The sequence below is a fragment of the Varunaivibrio sulfuroxidans genome (assembly GCF_029318635.1).
Classification (GTDB): domain Bacteria; phylum Pseudomonadota; class Alphaproteobacteria; order Rhodospirillales; family Magnetovibrionaceae; genus Varunaivibrio; species Varunaivibrio sulfuroxidans.
In genome coordinates this window covers 2595521-2613101 of the sequence record NZ_CP119676.1, presented here as the reverse complement: position 1 = coordinate 2613101, position 17581 = coordinate 2595521, and the positions used below count along the sequence as shown (strand labels likewise).

14 protein-coding genes are annotated in these 17581 nt (G+C 59.5%); 10 read left to right on the top strand and 4 right to left on the bottom strand.

The window, feature by feature from the left end; all coding sequences use genetic code 11:
• Positions 1-8 precede the first annotated feature (8 nt).
• The 9 genes from P3M64_RS12215 (at position 9) to P3M64_RS12175 (ending at position 9916) form a co-directional block, all read left to right on the top strand.
• Positions 9-947, top strand: coding sequence for a FliH/SctL family protein (locus P3M64_RS12215; RefSeq protein WP_132938443.1), 939 nt, complete (start codon positions 9-11; stop codon positions 945-947).
• Positions 937-1311 carry a flagellar motor switch protein FliN gene (gene fliN / locus P3M64_RS12210; protein WP_132938444.1) on the top strand — a complete coding sequence of 125 codons (375 nt, stop codon included), beginning with the start codon at positions 937-939 and terminating at the stop codon, positions 1309-1311. The genes P3M64_RS12215 and fliN overlap by 11 nt, the downstream gene beginning before the upstream one ends.
• 47 nt (positions 1312-1358) lie before the next feature.
• Positions 1359-2174, top strand: a complete 816-nt coding sequence (locus P3M64_RS12205; RefSeq protein WP_165886254.1) for a motility protein A — start codon at positions 1359-1361, stop codon at positions 2172-2174.
• 33 nt (positions 2175-2207) lie between these two features.
• Entirely contained in the window at positions 2208-3563 is a 1356-nt protein-coding gene (gene flbD, locus P3M64_RS12200) for a sigma-54-dependent transcriptional regulator FlbD (RefSeq protein WP_132938445.1), read from the top strand.
• 78 nt (positions 3564-3641) lie between these two features.
• Complete coding sequence (flhA, locus tag P3M64_RS12195) at positions 3642-5783, top strand: flagellar biosynthesis protein FlhA (protein ID WP_132938446.1); 2142 nt, start codon at positions 3642-3644, stop codon at positions 5781-5783.
• An 80-nt stretch (positions 5784-5863) separates the two neighbouring features.
• The gene (locus P3M64_RS12190; RefSeq protein WP_132938447.1) at positions 5864-6901 is read left to right on the top strand and encodes a flagellar biosynthesis protein FlhF; all 1038 of its coding nucleotides are present in this window, start codon (positions 5864-5866) and stop codon (positions 6899-6901) included.
• Positions 6898-7686 carry a nucleotide-binding protein gene (locus P3M64_RS12185; RefSeq protein ID WP_132938448.1) on the top strand — a complete coding sequence of 263 codons (789 nt, stop codon included), beginning with the start codon at positions 6898-6900 and terminating at the stop codon, positions 7684-7686. Before P3M64_RS12190 ends, P3M64_RS12185 begins: the two co-directional genes overlap by 4 nt.
• Before the next feature lie 108 nt (positions 7687-7794).
• Positions 7795-9480 (top strand): hypothetical protein, encoded by a 1686-nt coding sequence (locus P3M64_RS12180; protein ID WP_132938449.1) that lies wholly within the window; start codon positions 7795-7797, stop codon positions 9478-9480.
• Positions 9481-9517: 37 nt separating this feature from the next.
• Complete coding sequence (locus P3M64_RS12175) at positions 9518-9916, top strand: hypothetical protein (protein WP_132938450.1); 399 nt, start codon at positions 9518-9520, stop codon at positions 9914-9916.
• 163 nt (positions 9917-10079) lie between these two features.
• Here the strand turns inward: P3M64_RS12175 and P3M64_RS12170 are convergent, their stop codons facing one another.
• Positions 10080-10496 carry a flagellar FliJ family protein gene (locus tag P3M64_RS12170; protein ID WP_132938451.1) on the bottom strand — a complete coding sequence of 139 codons (417 nt, stop codon included), beginning with the start codon at positions 10494-10496 and terminating at the stop codon, positions 10080-10082.
• Positions 10497-10603: 107 nt separating this feature from the next.
• Positions 10604-11950 carry a flagellar protein export ATPase FliI gene (gene fliI, locus P3M64_RS12165; protein ID WP_132938452.1) on the bottom strand — a complete coding sequence of 449 codons (1347 nt, stop codon included), beginning with the start codon at positions 11948-11950 and terminating at the stop codon, positions 10604-10606.
• A 236-nt stretch (positions 11951-12186) separates the two neighbouring features.
• On the opposite strand from fliI, the gene ctrA reads away from it, so the two are divergent.
• Positions 12187-12888 (top strand): response regulator transcription factor CtrA, encoded by a 702-nt coding sequence (gene ctrA / locus P3M64_RS12160; RefSeq protein ID WP_132938453.1) that lies wholly within the window; start codon positions 12187-12189, stop codon positions 12886-12888.
• Positions 12889-12993: 105 nt separating this feature from the next.
• On the opposite strand, the gene P3M64_RS12155 is transcribed toward ctrA, so the two are convergent.
• On the bottom strand, positions 12994-14148 hold the full coding sequence (locus P3M64_RS12155) for a protein-glutamate methylesterase/protein-glutamine glutaminase (RefSeq protein ID WP_132938651.1): 1155 nt from the start codon (positions 14146-14148) through the stop codon (positions 12994-12996).
• A gap of 396 nt (positions 14149-14544) precedes the next feature.
• Complete coding sequence (locus tag P3M64_RS12150; protein WP_132938454.1) at positions 14545-17421, bottom strand: hybrid sensor histidine kinase/response regulator; 2877 nt, start codon at positions 17419-17421, stop codon at positions 14545-14547.
• Between the last annotated feature and the right edge of the window lie 160 nt (positions 17422-17581).

The window sequence follows — 17581 nt, the reverse complement described above, 5'->3', positions numbered from 1 at the left end:
GCGACCTGATGAGCGCCCGTCAAAAATTCATGTTCGATAACGATTTTTCCCTGGTGGCGGTAAAACCCGTGAAAAATGTCGAACCCGACTCAAACCCGGCCCCGGCCCCCATGGAGGAGGAGGAGGAGGAAATTCCGCCACCACCGACATTCAGCGAGGAGGACATCGCCAACGCCCGCGAGGAAGGTTATGTCGAGGGGCGCAACGCAGCGCTTGAGGACGCCCAAAGCGCCCTTCAAAACCGCCTTAGCGCCGCATTGGAAGCCGTCGCCGCCAAATTTGACTCCGTTTTCGAAATCCAAAAGCGCGCCAATGAAGAAACCCTCGGCGATGCCGTCGCCGTCGCCTGCGTTCTCGTTCGCAAGTTGTTTCCGGCTTACATCAAAGCGCACGGCCTGACGGAAATTGAGGCCCTCGCCCACGAAACGGTAATGCATGTTTTCGAAGAACCCCGTATCGTACTTCATGTTCATGAAGACGTAAAATCGGAGTTGGAAAATCATCTTGTAAAATTTGCCGCCGAAAAAGGTTTCGAGGGGCGTATCATCGTCGCCGGCGCCCCCGCCATGGCGTATGGGGATTGCCGTATTGAGTGGGAACACGGCGGCCTATCGCGCGATCTATCCCTTCTTTGGAAGGAAATAGAAACCATCGTCGAACGCAATATGAACCACCCTCTTCCCGTTTTCGATGACGTCACGAACACGGCAAAGGCCTCCGAAGATGAGGACCAGGGGGAAAGTGAGGGTGAAAACCGGATCGGCGGCAATGCGTCCGCGCCCCCGAACGACGGCACATTCGAACCGACGAAAGAGGCCGACGACGATGAACGGAACGAGACGAACGCACATGGCGGTGCACATGGCGATGCAATGGCTGGCGATGCAACGGCGCCCCTGACACCCCCCGACAGCGCTCCGGCGCAAGGAGAAGACAATGGCCGATGAAAAGAATTTGGAACTAACCGAACTGGAGGACGCGGCGCCGCAGAGCGATAAAAACTCCGATGACGAAACCCTGGACGATATCGCCGATATCGCCGACATCGCCGATCTGCCCCGCAACGCCCGCGACCTGGAGGCGGTCTACGACATTCCCGTAACCGTCTCGGCGGTTTTGGGCAAGGCGACGATGCAAGTCAGCCAGTTGTTGAAACTGGGGCGCGGCGCGGTGGTCGAATTGGACAGGAAAGTTGGGGAAGCGATCGATATCTACGTCAACAACCGCCTTGTCGCCCGTGGCGAGGTGGTCGTCGTGGAAGACCGCCTAGGCGTGACGATGACGGAAATCATCAAAACCGATCGCACCTGACCGGGCGACGCCCAGGCATGGATACTTGAACAGGACGGGGAGTCACAATGGCGGATACCGATAGCAACGTTTCGGTCGGGAAATCGAGGTCCTCGATGGATCTGGCGACGATTGTCGGACTGCTGGCCGGCTTTGGGCTCATCGGCTTCGCCATTTACATGGGGGGGTCTCCCGCCTCGTTCGTCAACATTCCCTCCGTTTTGATCGTTGTCGGCGGCACCATCGCCGTCACCATGATGTGTTTTTCCCTGTCGGAGTTTTTAAGATCCTTCAAAGTGTTCGCCAAGACTCTGTCTTACAGCGCGCGCGATCCCGCGGAAGCCGCCGTCCAGGTTCTCAAAATCGCCGAATTGGCGCGCCGCCAGGGCGTGCTTTCCCTGCAAGGCGTCCTTGAACAAATGCAATCCGAACCGCTTTTGTATAAAGGCATGGCGATGGTCGTGGACGGCACCCCCGGCGAGGAGGTCGAAGCCATCTTAAAGCGCGACCTGATGGCGACCGCTCAACGTCACCGGCAAAGCGCGAACATTCTGCGCAAGGCGGCGGAATTTTCCCCGGCCATGGGATTAATCGGCACCCTGATCGGCCTGGTCCAGATGCTCGGCAATCTGGCCGACCCCTCGACCATCGGTCCCAGCATGGCCGTCGCCCTGTTAACGACTTTCTACGGCGCCGTCCTGGCGAACATGGTGTTCTCTCCGATGGCCTCGAAGCTCGATCGCAACTCCAGCGAGGAAGGACTGGTCAACAGCATTTATGTCATGGGCGCGGCCTCCGTCGGGCGACAGGAAAACCCCCGCAGGTTGGAAATGATGCTCAACAGCATTCTCCCCCCGGCGAACCGCGTTCAATATTTCGATTAACCCCAACTGGTTGACACTGAGGGACGGGAACCCATGCGTCTTTTGATTATCGGCACACTGGGCGGACAAATCGGCGCCGCCAGCAAAATCGCCATCTCGCGCGGCGCGAGGGTGGAGAATGTCGCCGATGTCGGCGCCGGGCTGGATGCGCTGCGCGCCGGTCAAGGCGCGGATTTAATCATGGTTGACGTCCGCCAAGACATTCAGCGGCTGGTCGAAAGCCTGAAGACCGAACGCATCCACGTGCCGGTCGTCGCTTGCGGCACCGACAACGACACCCAAGCCGCCGTGCGCGCGATCAAGGCGGGCGCCAAGGAATACATTCCCCTCCCGCCCAACGCCGAACTGATCGCGGCGGTGCTCGGCGCCATCGCCGAGGAAAGCACCGCCATCGTCTATCGCGACCCGAAAATGGCGGCGCTTTTGCGGATGGCCGATCAGGTTGCGCCCAGTGACGCCTCGATCCTGATTACCGGCGCGTCGGGCACCGGAAAGGAAATGTTGGCGCGTCATCTGCACAACAAAAGCCCCCGCAAGGACAAACGATTCGTCGCCATCAATTGCGCGGCGATTCCCGAAAACCTTCTTGAATCGGAACTGTTCGGCCACGAAAAAGGCGCGTTTACCGGCGCCGTCGCCCGCCGTCTGGGAAAGTTCGAGGAAGCCAACGGCGGCACCCTGCTGCTTGACGAAATTTCGGAAATGGACGCCCGCTTGCAGGCTAAGCTCCTGCGCGCCATTCAAGAACGCGAGATCGACCGCATCGGGGCCAACAAACCGGTCAAGGTCGATGTCCGCATTCTGGCGACCTCGAACCGCGACATGGACGCGGCGGTCGCCGACGGCAGTTTCCGCCAAGATCTGTATTTTCGCCTTAACGTCGTCAATCTTCGTATTCCCGACCTTAAGGACCGCCCCGAGGACATCAAGGTCCTCGCCGAATTTTTTATCGAAAAATATGCCGCTTCCAACGATCTTCCCCAGCGCCCGCTCTCGCCGCAAGCATTGAAAAGCCTGCAGGCGCACGCGTGGCCCGGCAATGTGCGCGAATTGGAAAACACCATGCACCGGGCCGTCCTCCTGGCCACCGGGGCGACCATCGACGGCCCGGCGATTTTACTCGGTTCGTCACCCTCTCCCCAGGGCCCCGCCGGCGCGCACGGCGATATGGGCGACGCCGGACACACGGCGGCGCTGGTTGGGCGCACGGTGTCCGATGTCGAACGCGATCTCATTTTGGACACCTTGAACCATTGCCTGGGCAACCGCACCCACGCCGCGAACATCCTGGGCATATCGATCCGCACCCTGCGCAACAAGTTGAAGTTGTACGATCATGAGGGCTTCACCGTCCCGATGCCCGGTGAGGGAGAGGCGTCGCCGGCATGACTTTTTCTCATCACCACACCCTTCCTCATCACCTCCGGCGAAGGCGCGCGCGCGTGATGGAATCGAGGCCGACCGACCATGGCTGAAGAACCCCCATCCAGCGCCGTAGCGCCGACAACCGTTCCGCCCCAGGACGGCGCGCAGAACAGTCTGCTGCGCATTTTCAATATCTTCCGCCATGGCGATATCTCGATGGCGCTGGCCGTCGTCGCGATCTTGGTGATCATGATCTTGCCGATGCCGACGTGGTTGCTGGATGCCGGTCTGGCGTTTTCCATCACCTTTTCCGTGCTTATCTTGATGACCTCGCTGTTTATCGAAAAGCCTCTGGAATTCAACACCTTCCCGACCATCTTGCTGCTCGCCACCATGATCCGGCTAGCGCTCAATCTGGCCTCGACCCGCCTGATTCTCGCCAACGGGCACGAAGGCACGGCCGCCGCCGGGCGCGTCATCGAGGCCTTCGGCGGTTTCGTCATGGCGGGCAACTTCGTCATCGGGATCATCGTTTTCGCCATCCTGGTGATCGTCAATTTCATCGTCATCACCAAGGGTTCGGGACGTATCGCCGAAGTTTCCGCGCGCTTTACTCTGGACGCCATGCCCGGCAAGCAAATGGCGATCGACGCCGACATGTCCACCGGTTTGATCGACGAGGCCGAGGCCCGGCGGCGGCGCAAGGAACTGGAAGACGAAAGCACCTTCTTCGGGTCCATGGACGGTGCTTCAAAGTTCGTGCGCGGCGACGCCGTCGCCGGCTTGTTGATTACCTTCATCAATGTCATCGGCGGCATGATCATCGGCGTCGCGCAAAAAGGCCTGACCTTTTCTCAGGCCGCCGACAGTTACACACGCCTGACCGTCGGCGACGGTTTGGTGACGCAAATCCCCGCCCTGATCGTCTCCACGGCCGCGGGTCTGATGGTGACCAAGGCGGGCATCACCGGAGCCACGGAAAAGGCGCTGTACAAGCAGCTCGGCGGCAAGCCGCGCGCCCTGGGCGTCAGTTCTTTCTTGCTGGTTTCGCTCTCGTTGCTTCCCGGCATCCCGATGGTGCCGTTTTTGTTCCTGGCCGGCGTCACCGGCGGCGGCGCCATCCTGCTCTATCGTTCGCAGAAAAAAATCAAGGATGAAGAGGCCGCCCAGGCCGAAGAAGAGGCGCAAAAACAGCCCCCCGTCGCCGACGAGCCGATCTCGTCCGCGCTGCGTATCGACATGCTGCGCCTTGAATTGGGTTACGGGTTGTTGAGCTTAATCAACAGCCCGAAGGAAGGCCAGCGCCTGACCGATCAGATCAAGGCCCTGAGACGCCAGTTGGCGATGGAGATGGGGTTTATCATGCCATCGGTGCGCATTCAGGACAACATGCAGCTCGACGCCAACGCTTACGTCATACGGGTTAAGGAAATTCAGGCCGGAAGCGGCGACATTCGGCCCAGCATGCTTTTGGTGATGGACCCCAGGGGCGAAGAAATATCCCTGCCCGGAGAAAACACCCGCGAACCGACGTTCGGCTTGCCGGCGATGTGGATCGACGAGGGCAACCGCGAGGAGGCCCTATTTCGCGGCTACACCGTCGTCGATCCGGCTACCGTGACGACCACCCACCTGACCGAGATCATCAAGGACAACATGTCCGACCTGCTGTCTTACGCCGAAACGCAAAAATTACTCGACGAATTGGACGAGGAACAGCAAAAGCTGATCGGCGAGATGATTCCCAACCAAATCGCCTTGGGCGGCGTGCAGCGGGTGCTTCAAAACCTGCTCGCCGAACGGATTTCAATCCGCGATCTGCCGACGATCCTGGAAGGGATATCCGAAGCCTGCGGCGTGACCCGCAACGTGTCGATGATCACCGAACACGTGCGCACCCGCCTCGCGCGGCAAATCAGCGACATGACCACCAACGAACAAGGCTTTATCCCCCTGCTTACGCTGACCCCCGAATGGGAACAATCGTTCGCCGAATCCCTGGTGGGCTCGGGCGACGAAAAACAATTATCGATGGCCCCATCGAAAATACAGGAATTTATCAACGTATTGCGTTCGGCCTTCGAACGTCAGGCGATGATGGGGGAAAGTCCGGTGTTGCTTGTCAGTCCAGCGATCAGACCCTATGTCCGTTCCATCATTGAACGCTTCCGCTCGTCAACCATGGTCATTTCGCAAAACGAGATCCACCCCAAGGCCAGGATCAAGACGGTCGGACAGATTTAAAGCAGACCATTTAAACCGCACCATATGGAGGCGCATATATCCAGCATAGTTGGGATTCGGGGAACGAGGGCGCATCCGCTATGAGGATCAAGGTGTTCAGCGCGCCCACCGTAGCCCAGGCCATGGAAGAAATTCGCCACGTCATGGGCGCGCAGGCGATTATCGTCTCGTCGCGGGGCGGCAGCAATGGAATTGCCGCCGAGGTCATGGCCGCCGTCCAGGAGGCTAACGACGATGCCGAGGAACGCCACGGCGAGACGAAGGAACCCCTTCCTTCGACCGACAGGGGCGACGCGATCATCCCTTTTTTACGTCAGACCTTACGCCACCACGCCACCCCCGAACCTTTCTGCGATCGCTTGATCGAGATCGCCCGCCACCTCGACGCCCCCGATCCGGCGCTGGCCCTGGCCGGGGCGTTGGACGCCCTTTTAACGTTTCACCCTTTTCCCTCCGTCCCGCCTCATGCGCCGGGACGCCGCTGGATGGCGATCGGGCCGCCCGGCGCGGGCAAGACCGTCACCCTCGCCAAGCTGGCCGCCCGTTCGGCGCTGGCGGGGCGCCCTATCGCCATGATGACGACCGATACCGTGCGCGCCGGGGGCACGGCGCAAATGGAGACCTTCTCCCGCCTCATGGGCTGCGAGGCCCGGCTCCTGCGCGACGGCGACGATTTGCGCGCCGCCCTGGATGGAAAAAAGGACGCGCGCACCCTTCCCAATCAGGATACTTTTATCGACACCCAATCGATCAACCCATTCGACGATGACGACGCCCGCCAAATCGAAACCCTTATCGCCGCCACGTCGGTCCATCCCTTTTTAGTCATGGCGGCCGGAGGCGACGCCTTGGAATCGGCCGATATCGCCGCCGCCTGCGCCCGGTTTGGGGCGAAATCTCTGCTCTTTACGCGTCTCGACATGACGGCCCGCCTGGGCGGCGTACTGGCTTCGGCGTACGCCAGCGCCCTCCCCCTAATCGGATTTAGCGACGCTCCCCATATCGCCCGCGCCCTCACCCCCGTCACACCTTTATTGCTGGCTCGGCTAATTCTTCCCGACGCTAACGAAAAAGAAACACCTTCTCGCCAAACTGGCGCAATCGAGGCCATATTATGACGTCAAAAAACCTTAAAGACCCCAATCTCGCCGCCCGTACCAACGGGCGCAACCTGATTGCGATCGCTTCCGGCAAGGGCGGCGTCGGCAAGACATGGTTGTCGATCACCCTGGCCCACGCCCTGGCCAAGACGGGCGAACGGGTGTTGTTGTTCGACGGCGACCTGGGCCTGGCCAACCTGGATATACAACTGGGGCTGATGCCCAAGCACGACCTGGGATCGGTGATCTCCGGGCGGCTCACCCTCAATCAGGCGGTATTCACCTTCGACGACGGCGGATTCGATATCATCGCCGGGCGCTCGGGTTCGGGCGGATTGGCGAACATCGCCCCCTCGCGCCTGCAAATGCTGTCCGACGACCTGGTCCTGCTCGCCGCCGGATATGACCGCGTGGTGCTCGATCTAGGCGCCGGCGTCGAACGCACGGTGCGCCAGCTCACCCACAACGTCGGAACGTGTTTCGTCGTCGCCACCGACGAGCCGACTTCCTTGACCGACGCCTACGCCTTCATCAAGTTGACGCATATGGAACGACCCACCGCCGCGATCAAGATCATCATCAACGCCGCCAACTCCACCCGCGAGGGCGAGCGAACCTACAACACCTTGCTCAAGGCATGCGAGGGGTTCTTGAAATTCGCCCCCCCCTTGATGGGGGTGGTGCGCCGCGACGGCAAGGTGCGCGATACGATCCGCGCCCAGTCGCCGATCCTGACCCGCTTCCCCAATTCCGAAGCCGCCGCCGATGTCCAGTCCATCGCTAAAAAAATTACGGAAAATTAGGGCGTTTCACCGTAAAATGCCCACTTGGGCGGTTCCGGGCGGTTTGCGGACGCCCGAACGGACAAAATAGAAAAAATCAACCGGCAAACCGCAAAAGGACGGCCCGTCGTGACAAGTATCGTCCCGCCACCCGCGGCCCCACCGCCGCGGGCTGTTCCGCCAACGGGTTTCAAGGCGCGCCTTGACGCGCCCGACGCCATCCTGTCGCGCCTCGCCGTCGCCCAGAAAATCGACGCCGTGATTGTCGATAGGCTCCCCCAAGGGCGCGCGCTCATCCAAACGCCGGTGGGCCAGATGATCGTACGCAGCGCAGCCCCGTTCCCATCATCGGGAAACCTTTCTCTCGTGGTTACCCGCCTTGGCGCGCCCGTGGGCGCGCGCATCACCCAGATCTCCGGCGAAGCCGTCTCTCCCGGCGCAGCGCCGAAGCTCCCCGGCGGCGCGCCGGCGTCCTCGCATCAAATCGCCACGCAAGATCAAAACCATTCCTCTTTACAGGGCAGCGCCAAAAGCGCCGCCGTCGCACCGGTGACCCTCAGCATTGGGATGAAGGTCACGGCGACCCTTTTAAAAGCGCACCCCTTCACGCCCGACCCCGGACAGGGCGCGCACGCATCTTCGGAAAAAAACGCCGCGTCGCCTCCCGTCGGAACGCGCGGCGGTTCGCCGGACCTTTCATTGACGCAAAAAGACGCCACCACAGCACAGCGCGGCGGCGCGCGGCGGCTCCAAATGTTGCCTATCGGAACCCGCTTCGGGGCGACAATTCGCGCGCTTACCCCACCATCACCGCACCTTTCGGCGCATATTCAAGCGCCGCCGGGACAGGTCGCTTCTCCCCCCCAGACTTCTACGGGCGCGGGCGCGGGCGCGGGCGCGAGCGGGCGCGCCATCGCCCTCAACATCGCCCCCGGACGAACGTTGAACGCGGTCGTTACAAACCATACCCCGCAAGGACAACCGATCGTACAATCCCAGGGCGCGGTGATGGTGTTGGATACCGCCGCCACGCTTAGCCGGGGCAGCACCCTAAGCCTCACCATTTCAAGCGCGCCCATGTTTCCCAAGCCATCTCCCGGATTACACGCCCAGGGCGCGCAAGGCGCGACATCGCCGACGCCTCTCGGGCAATCCTGGGATGTCCTGGACGATGTCTTAAGCTCGCTCAATCGCATCGACGCCGAGGCGGCGCGGGCGTTCATCCACGGCGCGCTTCCCCGCGCGGATAAACACTTCAGCGCCACGGTGTTGTTCTTTCTGTCGGCGTTGCGCGGCGGCGATATCGGCCTATGGTTGGGGGACAAGACCACGGCGCTTTTAAAACGCACCCGCCCGGGCGCGTTGGACAAACTGAACGATGTCTTCAAGGACAACGCCCATGGCGCGGCCCGGCCCGGCCCGGCGGATTGGCGCGCCATGGCGATCCCCTTTTTCAATGGCCAGCAGATCGAAGCCATTCACCTCTATATGCGCCGCCACGCCCAAGAAGAAGACGACGACGACGCCCATCGCGGCGGGGTGCGCTTCGTGTTTGATCTTATGTTGTCACGACTGGGCCGTCTGCAATTCGACGGTTTGGTTCGCCCGCATGAAAATCGCCTGGATGTAATCGTACGCAGCGAAAGCCCTCTGCCCGACGCCATCAAAGCGGAAATGTCGGAAATTTTCGCCCAAAGCGGGGCTCTGGAAAGATTGAACGGTGCGCTGGGTTTTCAATCCGACCCACCGCATTTCGTCAATAAAGAAGAAACAAAACCCTCGCCGTCCGGCCCATCCGGGGAAATTTGGGCCTGACGCCCCCCTTGAGGGCGGGAAAAAACAGGAAAGAGCTATGGATATCACCGAGAGACGCAACGTCCTTCAAGTTCATCCCAACCCGGATAGCAAAATCGACTACGTGGTCACGCTTGAAGGACATCTGACGCTCAAACCTTACGGGGATCGCATGAACGTCGTTCTGCGTTATGTCCCCGACCGTCATATCCTGGAGGCCGGATCCTTCGGAGACTACCTTGATCTCGTCATGCAGGAAGAATGGCCGACCCCCGAAGCCCTCGCCGTGACAATTCTCAGCGACGTCACCAACGAGACCGTCGCCCGCTGGCTGCAATTGGGCATTTCATCCGGGCAGAAACAACATCACGCCATCGACAGCCACGGCGTCACCTTGGAAGACCGTCAGCCCAAGTGGGATAACGCCTCTTTGTTGTCACGCATGCGCAAGTATTAAGTTCGCCGCCCGAGCCGATACCGGCTCCAATCATATCCGAGCCGACACCGGCTCCAATCATATCCGAGCCGATACCGGCTCCAATCATATCCGAGCCGACACCGGCTCCGGCTCCAACTACGACATCGGTTTGTCGATCGCTCGGTAACACCCGCGCTCGAAATCAACCGGCGCGTTGGCGCCGACGGTGGCTTTCTTGGCCCAGTTCGTCGAGAAAGGCTTGTTCGCGGCGGTCGCGTTCGCGCGCCTCACGCTGGTCTCGGTTGCGCTGCGTAATCTCGACCTTTTTCAAATCCTGAAAGGCGTCGGCCAGTTCGTCGCGCGCGGCGGTAACCACGGGATCCATTTGTTCCAAGGAATCCATCAGATTTTCCCGGCGCTTCAACGCCGCCTTGATATAGCTTCCGTAATACATACCACTTTCGGAGGGTTTCGAACGGGCGGCGAATTTTTCGCGCTCGACTTCGTCATCCAATTCGCGGACCCGGCGCTCCAAATCCGCCATCAACTTGAGCAAGTCCGACAGCTGACGGCGCTTCTCGTCAACGTTCCATTCACCCAAGCGTATCAGGTTATCCAACCGCGCACTCAATCGCCTACCCTTCCAAGTCGTAGGTTTAACCGATTCTCAACATTTAGCGAGAATTTGACGATAGCGACGCCCCATCTTCACGTTACGTGTCGCTCTTATATCTCGGCGTCGCTGCTTTGTATGTTCAGTATCTCCGCCAATCTTTGATATCCGCTTAACAAATCGGTCTGATCGTCTTTTCTTTGGGATAAAAATTCCTCAAGCGGGTCGTGATAAAAAATGGCTTCGTCAACCGCTGTATCGGTTCCCCTGCGGTATGCCCCCAGGCGAATCAGTTCGGCCATGTCCTCATAAGTGGACATCAAGCGTCTGGCCCGCGCGACGAGGACATTTTCCTCCTCACTGTTGCAATCGGGCATGGTTCTGGAGACGCTGCGCAAAATGTTGATCGCAGGATACCGCCCCCGCTCGGCGATCGCCCGATCAAGCACGACATGGCCATCCAAAATGCCGCGCACGGCGTCCGAAACCGGCTCGTTGTGGTCGTCGCCTTCAACCAAGACCGTGAACAGTCCGGTGATGCTGCCGCTGCCCTCGACACCCGGCCCCGCACGCTCCAGCAGGCGCGGCAGTTCGGCGAACACCGACGGCGTGTAGCCCTTCGTCGCAGGGGGTTCGCCGACAGACAGACTGATCTCGCGTTGCGCCATGGCGAAGCGGGTAACGCTGTCCATCAAACACAGAACGGCGCGACCGCGATCGCGAAAACTTTCGGCGACCGCCAGCGTGGTATACGCTGCTTGTCGGCGCACCAGAGGCGGCTCGTCGGAGGTCGCCACAACGACGACGCTGCGCGCCAAGCCTTCTTCACCCAGATCGTCTTCGATGAATTCGCGGGCTTCACGACCACGCTCGCCGACCAGGCCGATGACGCTGACCTCAGCGCTGGTGTGGCGCGCCATCATTGACAGCAGGGTCGATTTGCCGACCCCGGAACCCGCGAAAATCCCCATCCGCTGGCCTTCACAGCAGGTCAGGAAGGCATTCATCGCACGCACGCCCAGATCGACCTTGCCGCCAACCCGTTGGCGCTTGTGCGCCGGGGGCGGCGAATTGTGGATCGGATAGGTTTGGCGCCCAAGGGACAATGGCCCCTTTCCGTCGATCGGCTCGCCAAAGGCATTGACGACCCGCCCTAACCAGCCCTCGGCGGGATTGATCGTCAATTCGGTGGCGCCAATTTCGACCCGACAGCCCAGCGAAACGCCGTCGAGGGGACCAAACGGCATCAGCAGCGCCCGCCCATGGCGAAACCCCACGACCTCGCAGGCGATTCGGCGCGCCCCACGAGCGAGAATATGGCAGTGATCCCCGATCGAAAAGCTCCCCTGAACGCCGCCCGCCTCGACCATCATGCCGACCACGGAGGTGACCTGACCATAGACGAGCACCTCGGGCAGATGGTCCACTTCGCTGATAATGTTATTGACGAAAATACTCACGACGCTCCTTTCCCTCGGGGAAGCCCGGTTCGCCGCGACAAACCGAGTTTTCACAATGCCACGGCGCGCCTTTATAATTTGTAAATCGACGTCGCCATCCTATCTGCATAAACAGGCCGGCTTTGGCGGTCACGCAAAAAAGTGTTTGACGCCCTCATGGGAAAACTTGAATGATCGCGTCCCGGCACTTATGGTTAACGATCGGTATGTTATGAGCCTTTAGGGGGTTCGATTTTATGCGCATCCTGTTAGTCGAAGACGATCCCGCGACGGCAAAAAGCATCGAACTCATGGTCAAATCCGCCGGGATGGTCGTCGATTCGACCGACCTTGGCGAAGATGGGCTCGAAATCGGCAAGCTGTACGATTACGACATCATTGTTCTCGACCTGATGCTACCCGACATCAATGGCCTTGAGGTGCTGCGCCGATTGCGCGACGCCCGCGTCACCACGCCGGTGCTGATTCTCTCCGGCCTCGGCGAGGCCGAACAAAAGGTCCAGGGCCTGGGCAGCGGCGCCGACGATTACCTGACCAAGCCCTTCGACAAGGCCGAACTGCTGGCGCGCATCCAGGCCATCGTGCGCCGTTCCCAGGGCCATTCGCAGTCAATTATCAAGACCGGCCGGTTAAGCGTCAACTTGGACGCCAACGCGGTCGAAATCGACCAGACCCCCATACATCTGACCGGTAAGGAGTATGGCATTTTAGAGCTGCTGTCCTTGCGCAAGGGAACCACGCTGACTAAGGAAATGTTCCTCAATCACCTGTACGGCGGCATGGACGAACCGGAATTGAAGATTATCGACGTCTTCATCTGTAAATTGCGCAAAAAGCTGTCTGACGCCACGGGCGGGGAAAATTACATCGAGACCGTCTGGGGGCGCGGATACGTCCTGCGCGACCCGAACGAAGAAAGCCAGCCCAAAGAAGCCTAAGCGCCACAACGTCCTAAAAAAAACAGAAAAAACGCCGTTTTTTAGCCGCGCGAGGTTGGCCGGCCGCGAAAAAAACCGTCACCCCACCGTCACCCCACCCCACCGTCACCCCGACGTGCGGGACACAAACCGGCCGACGTATTGGGCCAATTCCTTGACCGGCAGGACGGCGCTACACAGACCGGCGGACGCCACCGCGCCCGGCATGCCCCAAACGACGCTGGTTTTCTCGTCCTGAGCGATCACGGTACCGCCCTTTTCGACCACAATCGTCGAGCCTTTTTCGCCATCGTTGCCCATACCCGTTAGGATAACGGTCAGGATGCGCGGCCCGTAAACCTGAACCAAACTGCGCAGCATCGGATCAACGGCCGGCCGACAAAAATTCTCGGGCGGATCTTGATTGATCGCGATCACCCGCTGGGGTCCCTTGTTGACGACGGTCATGTGATAGTCGCCCGGCGCAAGAAGAATATGGCCCGGCGTGAGCACGTCGCCGTTCTTCGCTTCGCTACAGGGCCACCCTGACATGCGGGTAATATGTTCGGCCAAGATCGTCGTGAACGTCGCCGGCATATGCTGCGTAATGACAATCGGTAACTTAAGGGTTTTATCCAAATTCTTGAAAAACTCAAACAAGGCCTGCGGCCCGCCGGTGGAACTCCCCACCGCCAGAATATCCGGCTTGCTGGTCCCGGCCTTGCGTAGGACAACCTCGTCCTGGGTCGCCTTGTGCCACCCGCCCGCAGCGGGCCTGGGCCGCGCCGGGGTCGCCGGGGCCACCGGGGTCGCGCCCGGACGGGCGCCCGGCGACGCCGGCGCATGGCCTGGGGCGGAGGGTTTCGCCGGAGCGCGCCCCACCCGCTGACGACGAAGATCGCCAAGACTTTTGATTTTACTGACCAACTCGCGCTTGAAGTCGCTAGAGCCTCCAATATCGCGCGACGAAGACGGTTTGGGGATATATTCGGTCGCCCCGGCGCTGAGTGCGCGGATGCTAATTTCGGCGTTGCGCATGGTCAGTGTCGAGGCCATGATGATTTTGATATCGCGGTCGATTTCAAGCAACTTAGGCAGGGCGGTCAAGCCGTCCATAACGGGCATTTCGATGTCCAAAATGATAACATCGACGATATCCCTGCTCAGGCTCTTGATCGCGAGTTCCCCGTTCCCCACCGAGGCCGTGACCCGGATGTCCGGGTCTTCTTCGAGCATGCGCGTCATCAACCCGCGGATAACGGCGGAATCATCAACCACCATCACGCGTATCGGATCTTCTGTTTTCACTTGTTCACTATCCAACAAAAACAATCTTCTTTCTTGATAAACGCCAAGCCGACACTACTGGAACGTGTGCTACAAAAAAGGTGCTGTGTCAACAAGCAGCCGGCGATCTTATTATTAACGTAAGGAACCTCGATACGAACGACCAAGCCGCCGGACGGACCGATAGCGTCGTGGAAAGAAGCCCCCTCCTGATAGGACCCGATCGTAATTTTCGGGGCGCAGGAAATTTCCACTGGAGTCGATACCACGCATTTCAAACGATTTCCAACCTAGAACCTACGTCAAGTCAAGAAAACACCGAAGCCTTGCGATCACTCACCCTTTCTTTTCGCCGCGCGGCGCAGCCCTTATTCGCCGTCGCCCCGCCGGTTAACCGGCGACGCCGGCAACCGTTGACGCCAAACTGCGGATCAACTCGTCACGGTCGGATTTCGCGACGTAATCGTTAAACCCGACATCCCGACCCTTTTCGAAATCTTCCGGGCTGGCGCGTGAGGACAGGGCCACCATCGGCACGTCTCCCCAGCGTACATCCGCACGTACCGCCTTTGCGAATTCGAAGCCATCCATGTCGGGCATTTCGATATCGCTGATGATGACATCGAATTCCGACCCGTTATCGCGCAAGCGCAAGGCGTCCCCGGCGCCGGGAACGGTCGTGACGTCATAGCCCGCAACGGATAGGATCGGCGCCAGGAGGTTGCGGAAAAACGGGCTGTCATCGACCAATAGGGCGCGAAGCGTTCCCCGCCCCTTGGTGCCGTGTTCGTCCGAGCCGCCGAACCAGTCGGAGAATGCCCTCGTCAGAAAATATCCGGCGTCGATAACATCGGTCGCCCTTCCGGCGATCACCGCCGAACCGATAATGTCCGGCTGTGAAGCCGAAATTTCGACTTTCAGGCGATCTTCGACGATATCGACAATGTCATCGACCACCAACCCCATCGACCGTTCGTTGTCCGAAAACACCAAGACCGGCTGACGGCCTTCGGTTTTCCATACATGAGCGGGATCGAAGGGAATGAGCGGCATCAACTGACCACGGTACTGCACGACATGTTCGTCATGAGACTTTTCGACATTGGACATGTTGATTTCTTCCAGGCGAGCGACAAGAGCCAACGGAACCGCTTTCAGCTCGTCCCCGCCGGCGCGGAAAATCAGCATCGTCGATTTTTCGTCGCTGTCATGGCCGATAACCTCCTTGGTCGCGTCGGGATGCTCGGCATGGCCGCCGGCTTGCCCCGTTGACGCGGCAATGCCGTTAGGATCTATGATCATGATCACGGCGCCGTCACCCAAGATCGTATTGCCCGAATAAAAGGGAATATTGCGCAAAATCGGCGCGACCGGCTTGACCACGATTTCCTCGGTATCGAAGACCCGATCGACAATAATTCCGAATGTATAGGTGCCAACCTGGGTGACGACGATAAACATTTCGTCGCCGATACGATCGACTTCGGTTTCCTGAAGGTGTAGGAGATTGCCAAGATTAACCAACGGCAGCAACCGATTACGCAATCGCAAGACCGGACTCTCGTTGATCACCTCGATCATGTATTCCGAACGGCTCGAAGCGCGCACCAGTTCAAGGACGCTGATTTGTGGAATGGCGAACTTTTCGCCGTGACTTTCCACGATCAAGGCCGATACGATCGCCAAGGTCAGGGGGATTTTAATAAGGAAAGTCGATCCCTTCCCCTCGACCGATTTCAATTCGACCGTTCCGCCGATTTTTTCGATGTTGGTGCGCACGACATCCATGCCGACGCCACGCCCGGAAACACTGGTCACTTTTTCAGCCGTGGAAAAACCAGCCTTGAATATGAATTGCTGAATTTGCGAGGTCGACATCGCATCCAGTTCGGCCTCGCTGGCCAAGCCATTCTCAAGACATTTCTTACGAATGCGATCCATGTTGAGGCCCCGACCATCATCGCTGATTTCGATAATGATGTGCCCGCCCTCGTGATAGGCGTTGAGGGTAATCGTCCCCATCTCGGGTTTCCCGACCATGGCGCGGTCGTCGGGCACCTCCAGCCCATGATCGGCGGAATTGCGGACCATGTGGGTGAGCGGATCCTTGATCAGGTCCAGAACTTGCCGATCAAGTTCGGTTTCCGCGCCGATCATCTGCAGATCTATTTTCTTATGCGTTTCGATCGCAAGGTCGCGCACGATGCGCGGCAATTTGGCCCACGCATTGCCGATCGGCTGCATGCGCGTTTTCATCACACCTTCTTGCAGGTCGGTCGTAATATGGCTAAGACGCTGGATCGGAACGGTAAATTCGCTATCTTCGTACGAACGCACCATCTGCAAGAGCTGATTGCGCGTCAACACCATTTCGGAGACCATCGTCATCAGGTCTTCCAGGACCTCGACGTTGACGCGAATCGACGCCGCGGCCACACCGCCGCCATCGGCTTTTTTCACCGGCGCTTTTTCTTCTTCCGTTTTTGCGGGCACCTTGGGGGCGGGCGCCGGGGTCGCCGGCGCGGCTTCGACGGGCGCAGGCGCGGCGGGGGCTGGGGCGGAGGCGGCGCCGGCGACGGCTTCTTCGTACTCGGCCATCAGCTCGGCGGCGATCGGGAAACCTTCGTCGCTGGTCACCGGGCCGCCGTCGGTCTTTTTCCCGCCGGCGACGGCTTCTTCATATTCCGCCATCAGTTCGGCGGCTATGGGAAAGCCCTCATCGCTGGTCATCGGGCCATCGGGCGTCGCATTACCGGCGACGGCCTCCTCGTACTCCGCCATCAGTTCGGCGGCAATGGGGAAGCCTTCGTCGCTGGTCACCGGACCACTCCCCGTGTCCGCCGCCGACGGCGCGGGGGCTTGCGGGGCAGGTTCCGGGGCCGCTGCGGCCTTCCCCGAAGCCAAGGCGTTCAACTCGGCGATCAATTCGCTATCGTCACCCTCGGGCTCCTCGCCGGATTCTTCCAGGCGCTCCAACAGTTCGCGAATTTTATCGATACACTTAAGCACTAGGGAAACCGCTGTCGGCGTTACGTCCAACGCACCGTCCCTGAACTTGTCCATTACGTTTTCGCCGGCGTGCGCAACCGACTCGAGGCGGGGTAAGCCAAGGAATCCGCACGTCCCCTTCACCGTGTGAACAAGGCGAAAAATGTGTCCGATAATTTCCTTATCGTGGGGATTTTTTTCAAATTCAACAAGTTTAAGATCGACCTCCGTCAGGCTTTCGGAGGTTTCCGTAATAAACTCGCTTAACAAATCATCCATTGTGCGAACTCCAGCATACAAGGGGTCCCGATACACGGGGCGCCTAGCGCAATCATCCCGCATTTACGGATAACCGACGGAGCGCTAAAAAAACACTCACAAGAACTAAATAGGCACTCCAAATCACATGTCGAGAATATTCTACTGAGATATCGAGAAG

What these genes read in the sequence shown, in the direction of transcription:
- P3M64_RS12190 (WP_132938447.1), top strand. Translation starts at nt 5,864, where the DNA reads ATGAGGATCAAGGTGTTCAGCGCGCCCACCGTAGCCCAGGCCATGGAA.
- P3M64_RS12215 (WP_132938443.1), top strand. Translation starts at nt 9, where the DNA reads ATGAGCGCCCGTCAAAAATTCATGTTCGATAACGATTTTTCCCTGGTG.
- ctrA (WP_132938453.1), top strand. Translation starts at nt 12,187, where the DNA reads ATGCGCATCCTGTTAGTCGAAGACGATCCCGCGACGGCAAAAAGCATC.
- P3M64_RS12185 (WP_132938448.1), top strand. Translation starts at nt 6,898, where the DNA reads ATGACGTCAAAAAACCTTAAAGACCCCAATCTCGCCGCCCGTACCAAC.
- P3M64_RS12175 (WP_132938450.1), top strand. Translation starts at nt 9,518, where the DNA reads ATGGATATCACCGAGAGACGCAACGTCCTTCAAGTTCATCCCAACCCG.
- P3M64_RS12205 (WP_165886254.1), top strand. Translation starts at nt 1,359, where the DNA reads ATGGCGGATACCGATAGCAACGTTTCGGTCGGGAAATCGAGGTCCTCG.
- P3M64_RS12155 (WP_132938651.1), bottom strand. Translation starts at nt 14,148, where the DNA reads ATGGTGGTTGATGATTCCGCCGTTATCCGCGGGTTGATGACGCGCATG.
- P3M64_RS12150 (WP_132938454.1), bottom strand. Translation starts at nt 17,421, where the DNA reads ATGGATGATTTGTTAAGCGAGTTTATTACGGAAACCTCCGAAAGCCTG.
- flbD (WP_132938445.1), top strand. Translation starts at nt 2,208, where the DNA reads ATGCGTCTTTTGATTATCGGCACACTGGGCGGACAAATCGGCGCCGCC.
- flhA (WP_132938446.1), top strand. Translation starts at nt 3,642, where the DNA reads ATGGCTGAAGAACCCCCATCCAGCGCCGTAGCGCCGACAACCGTTCCG.
- fliN (WP_132938444.1), top strand. Translation starts at nt 937, where the DNA reads ATGGCCGATGAAAAGAATTTGGAACTAACCGAACTGGAGGACGCGGCG.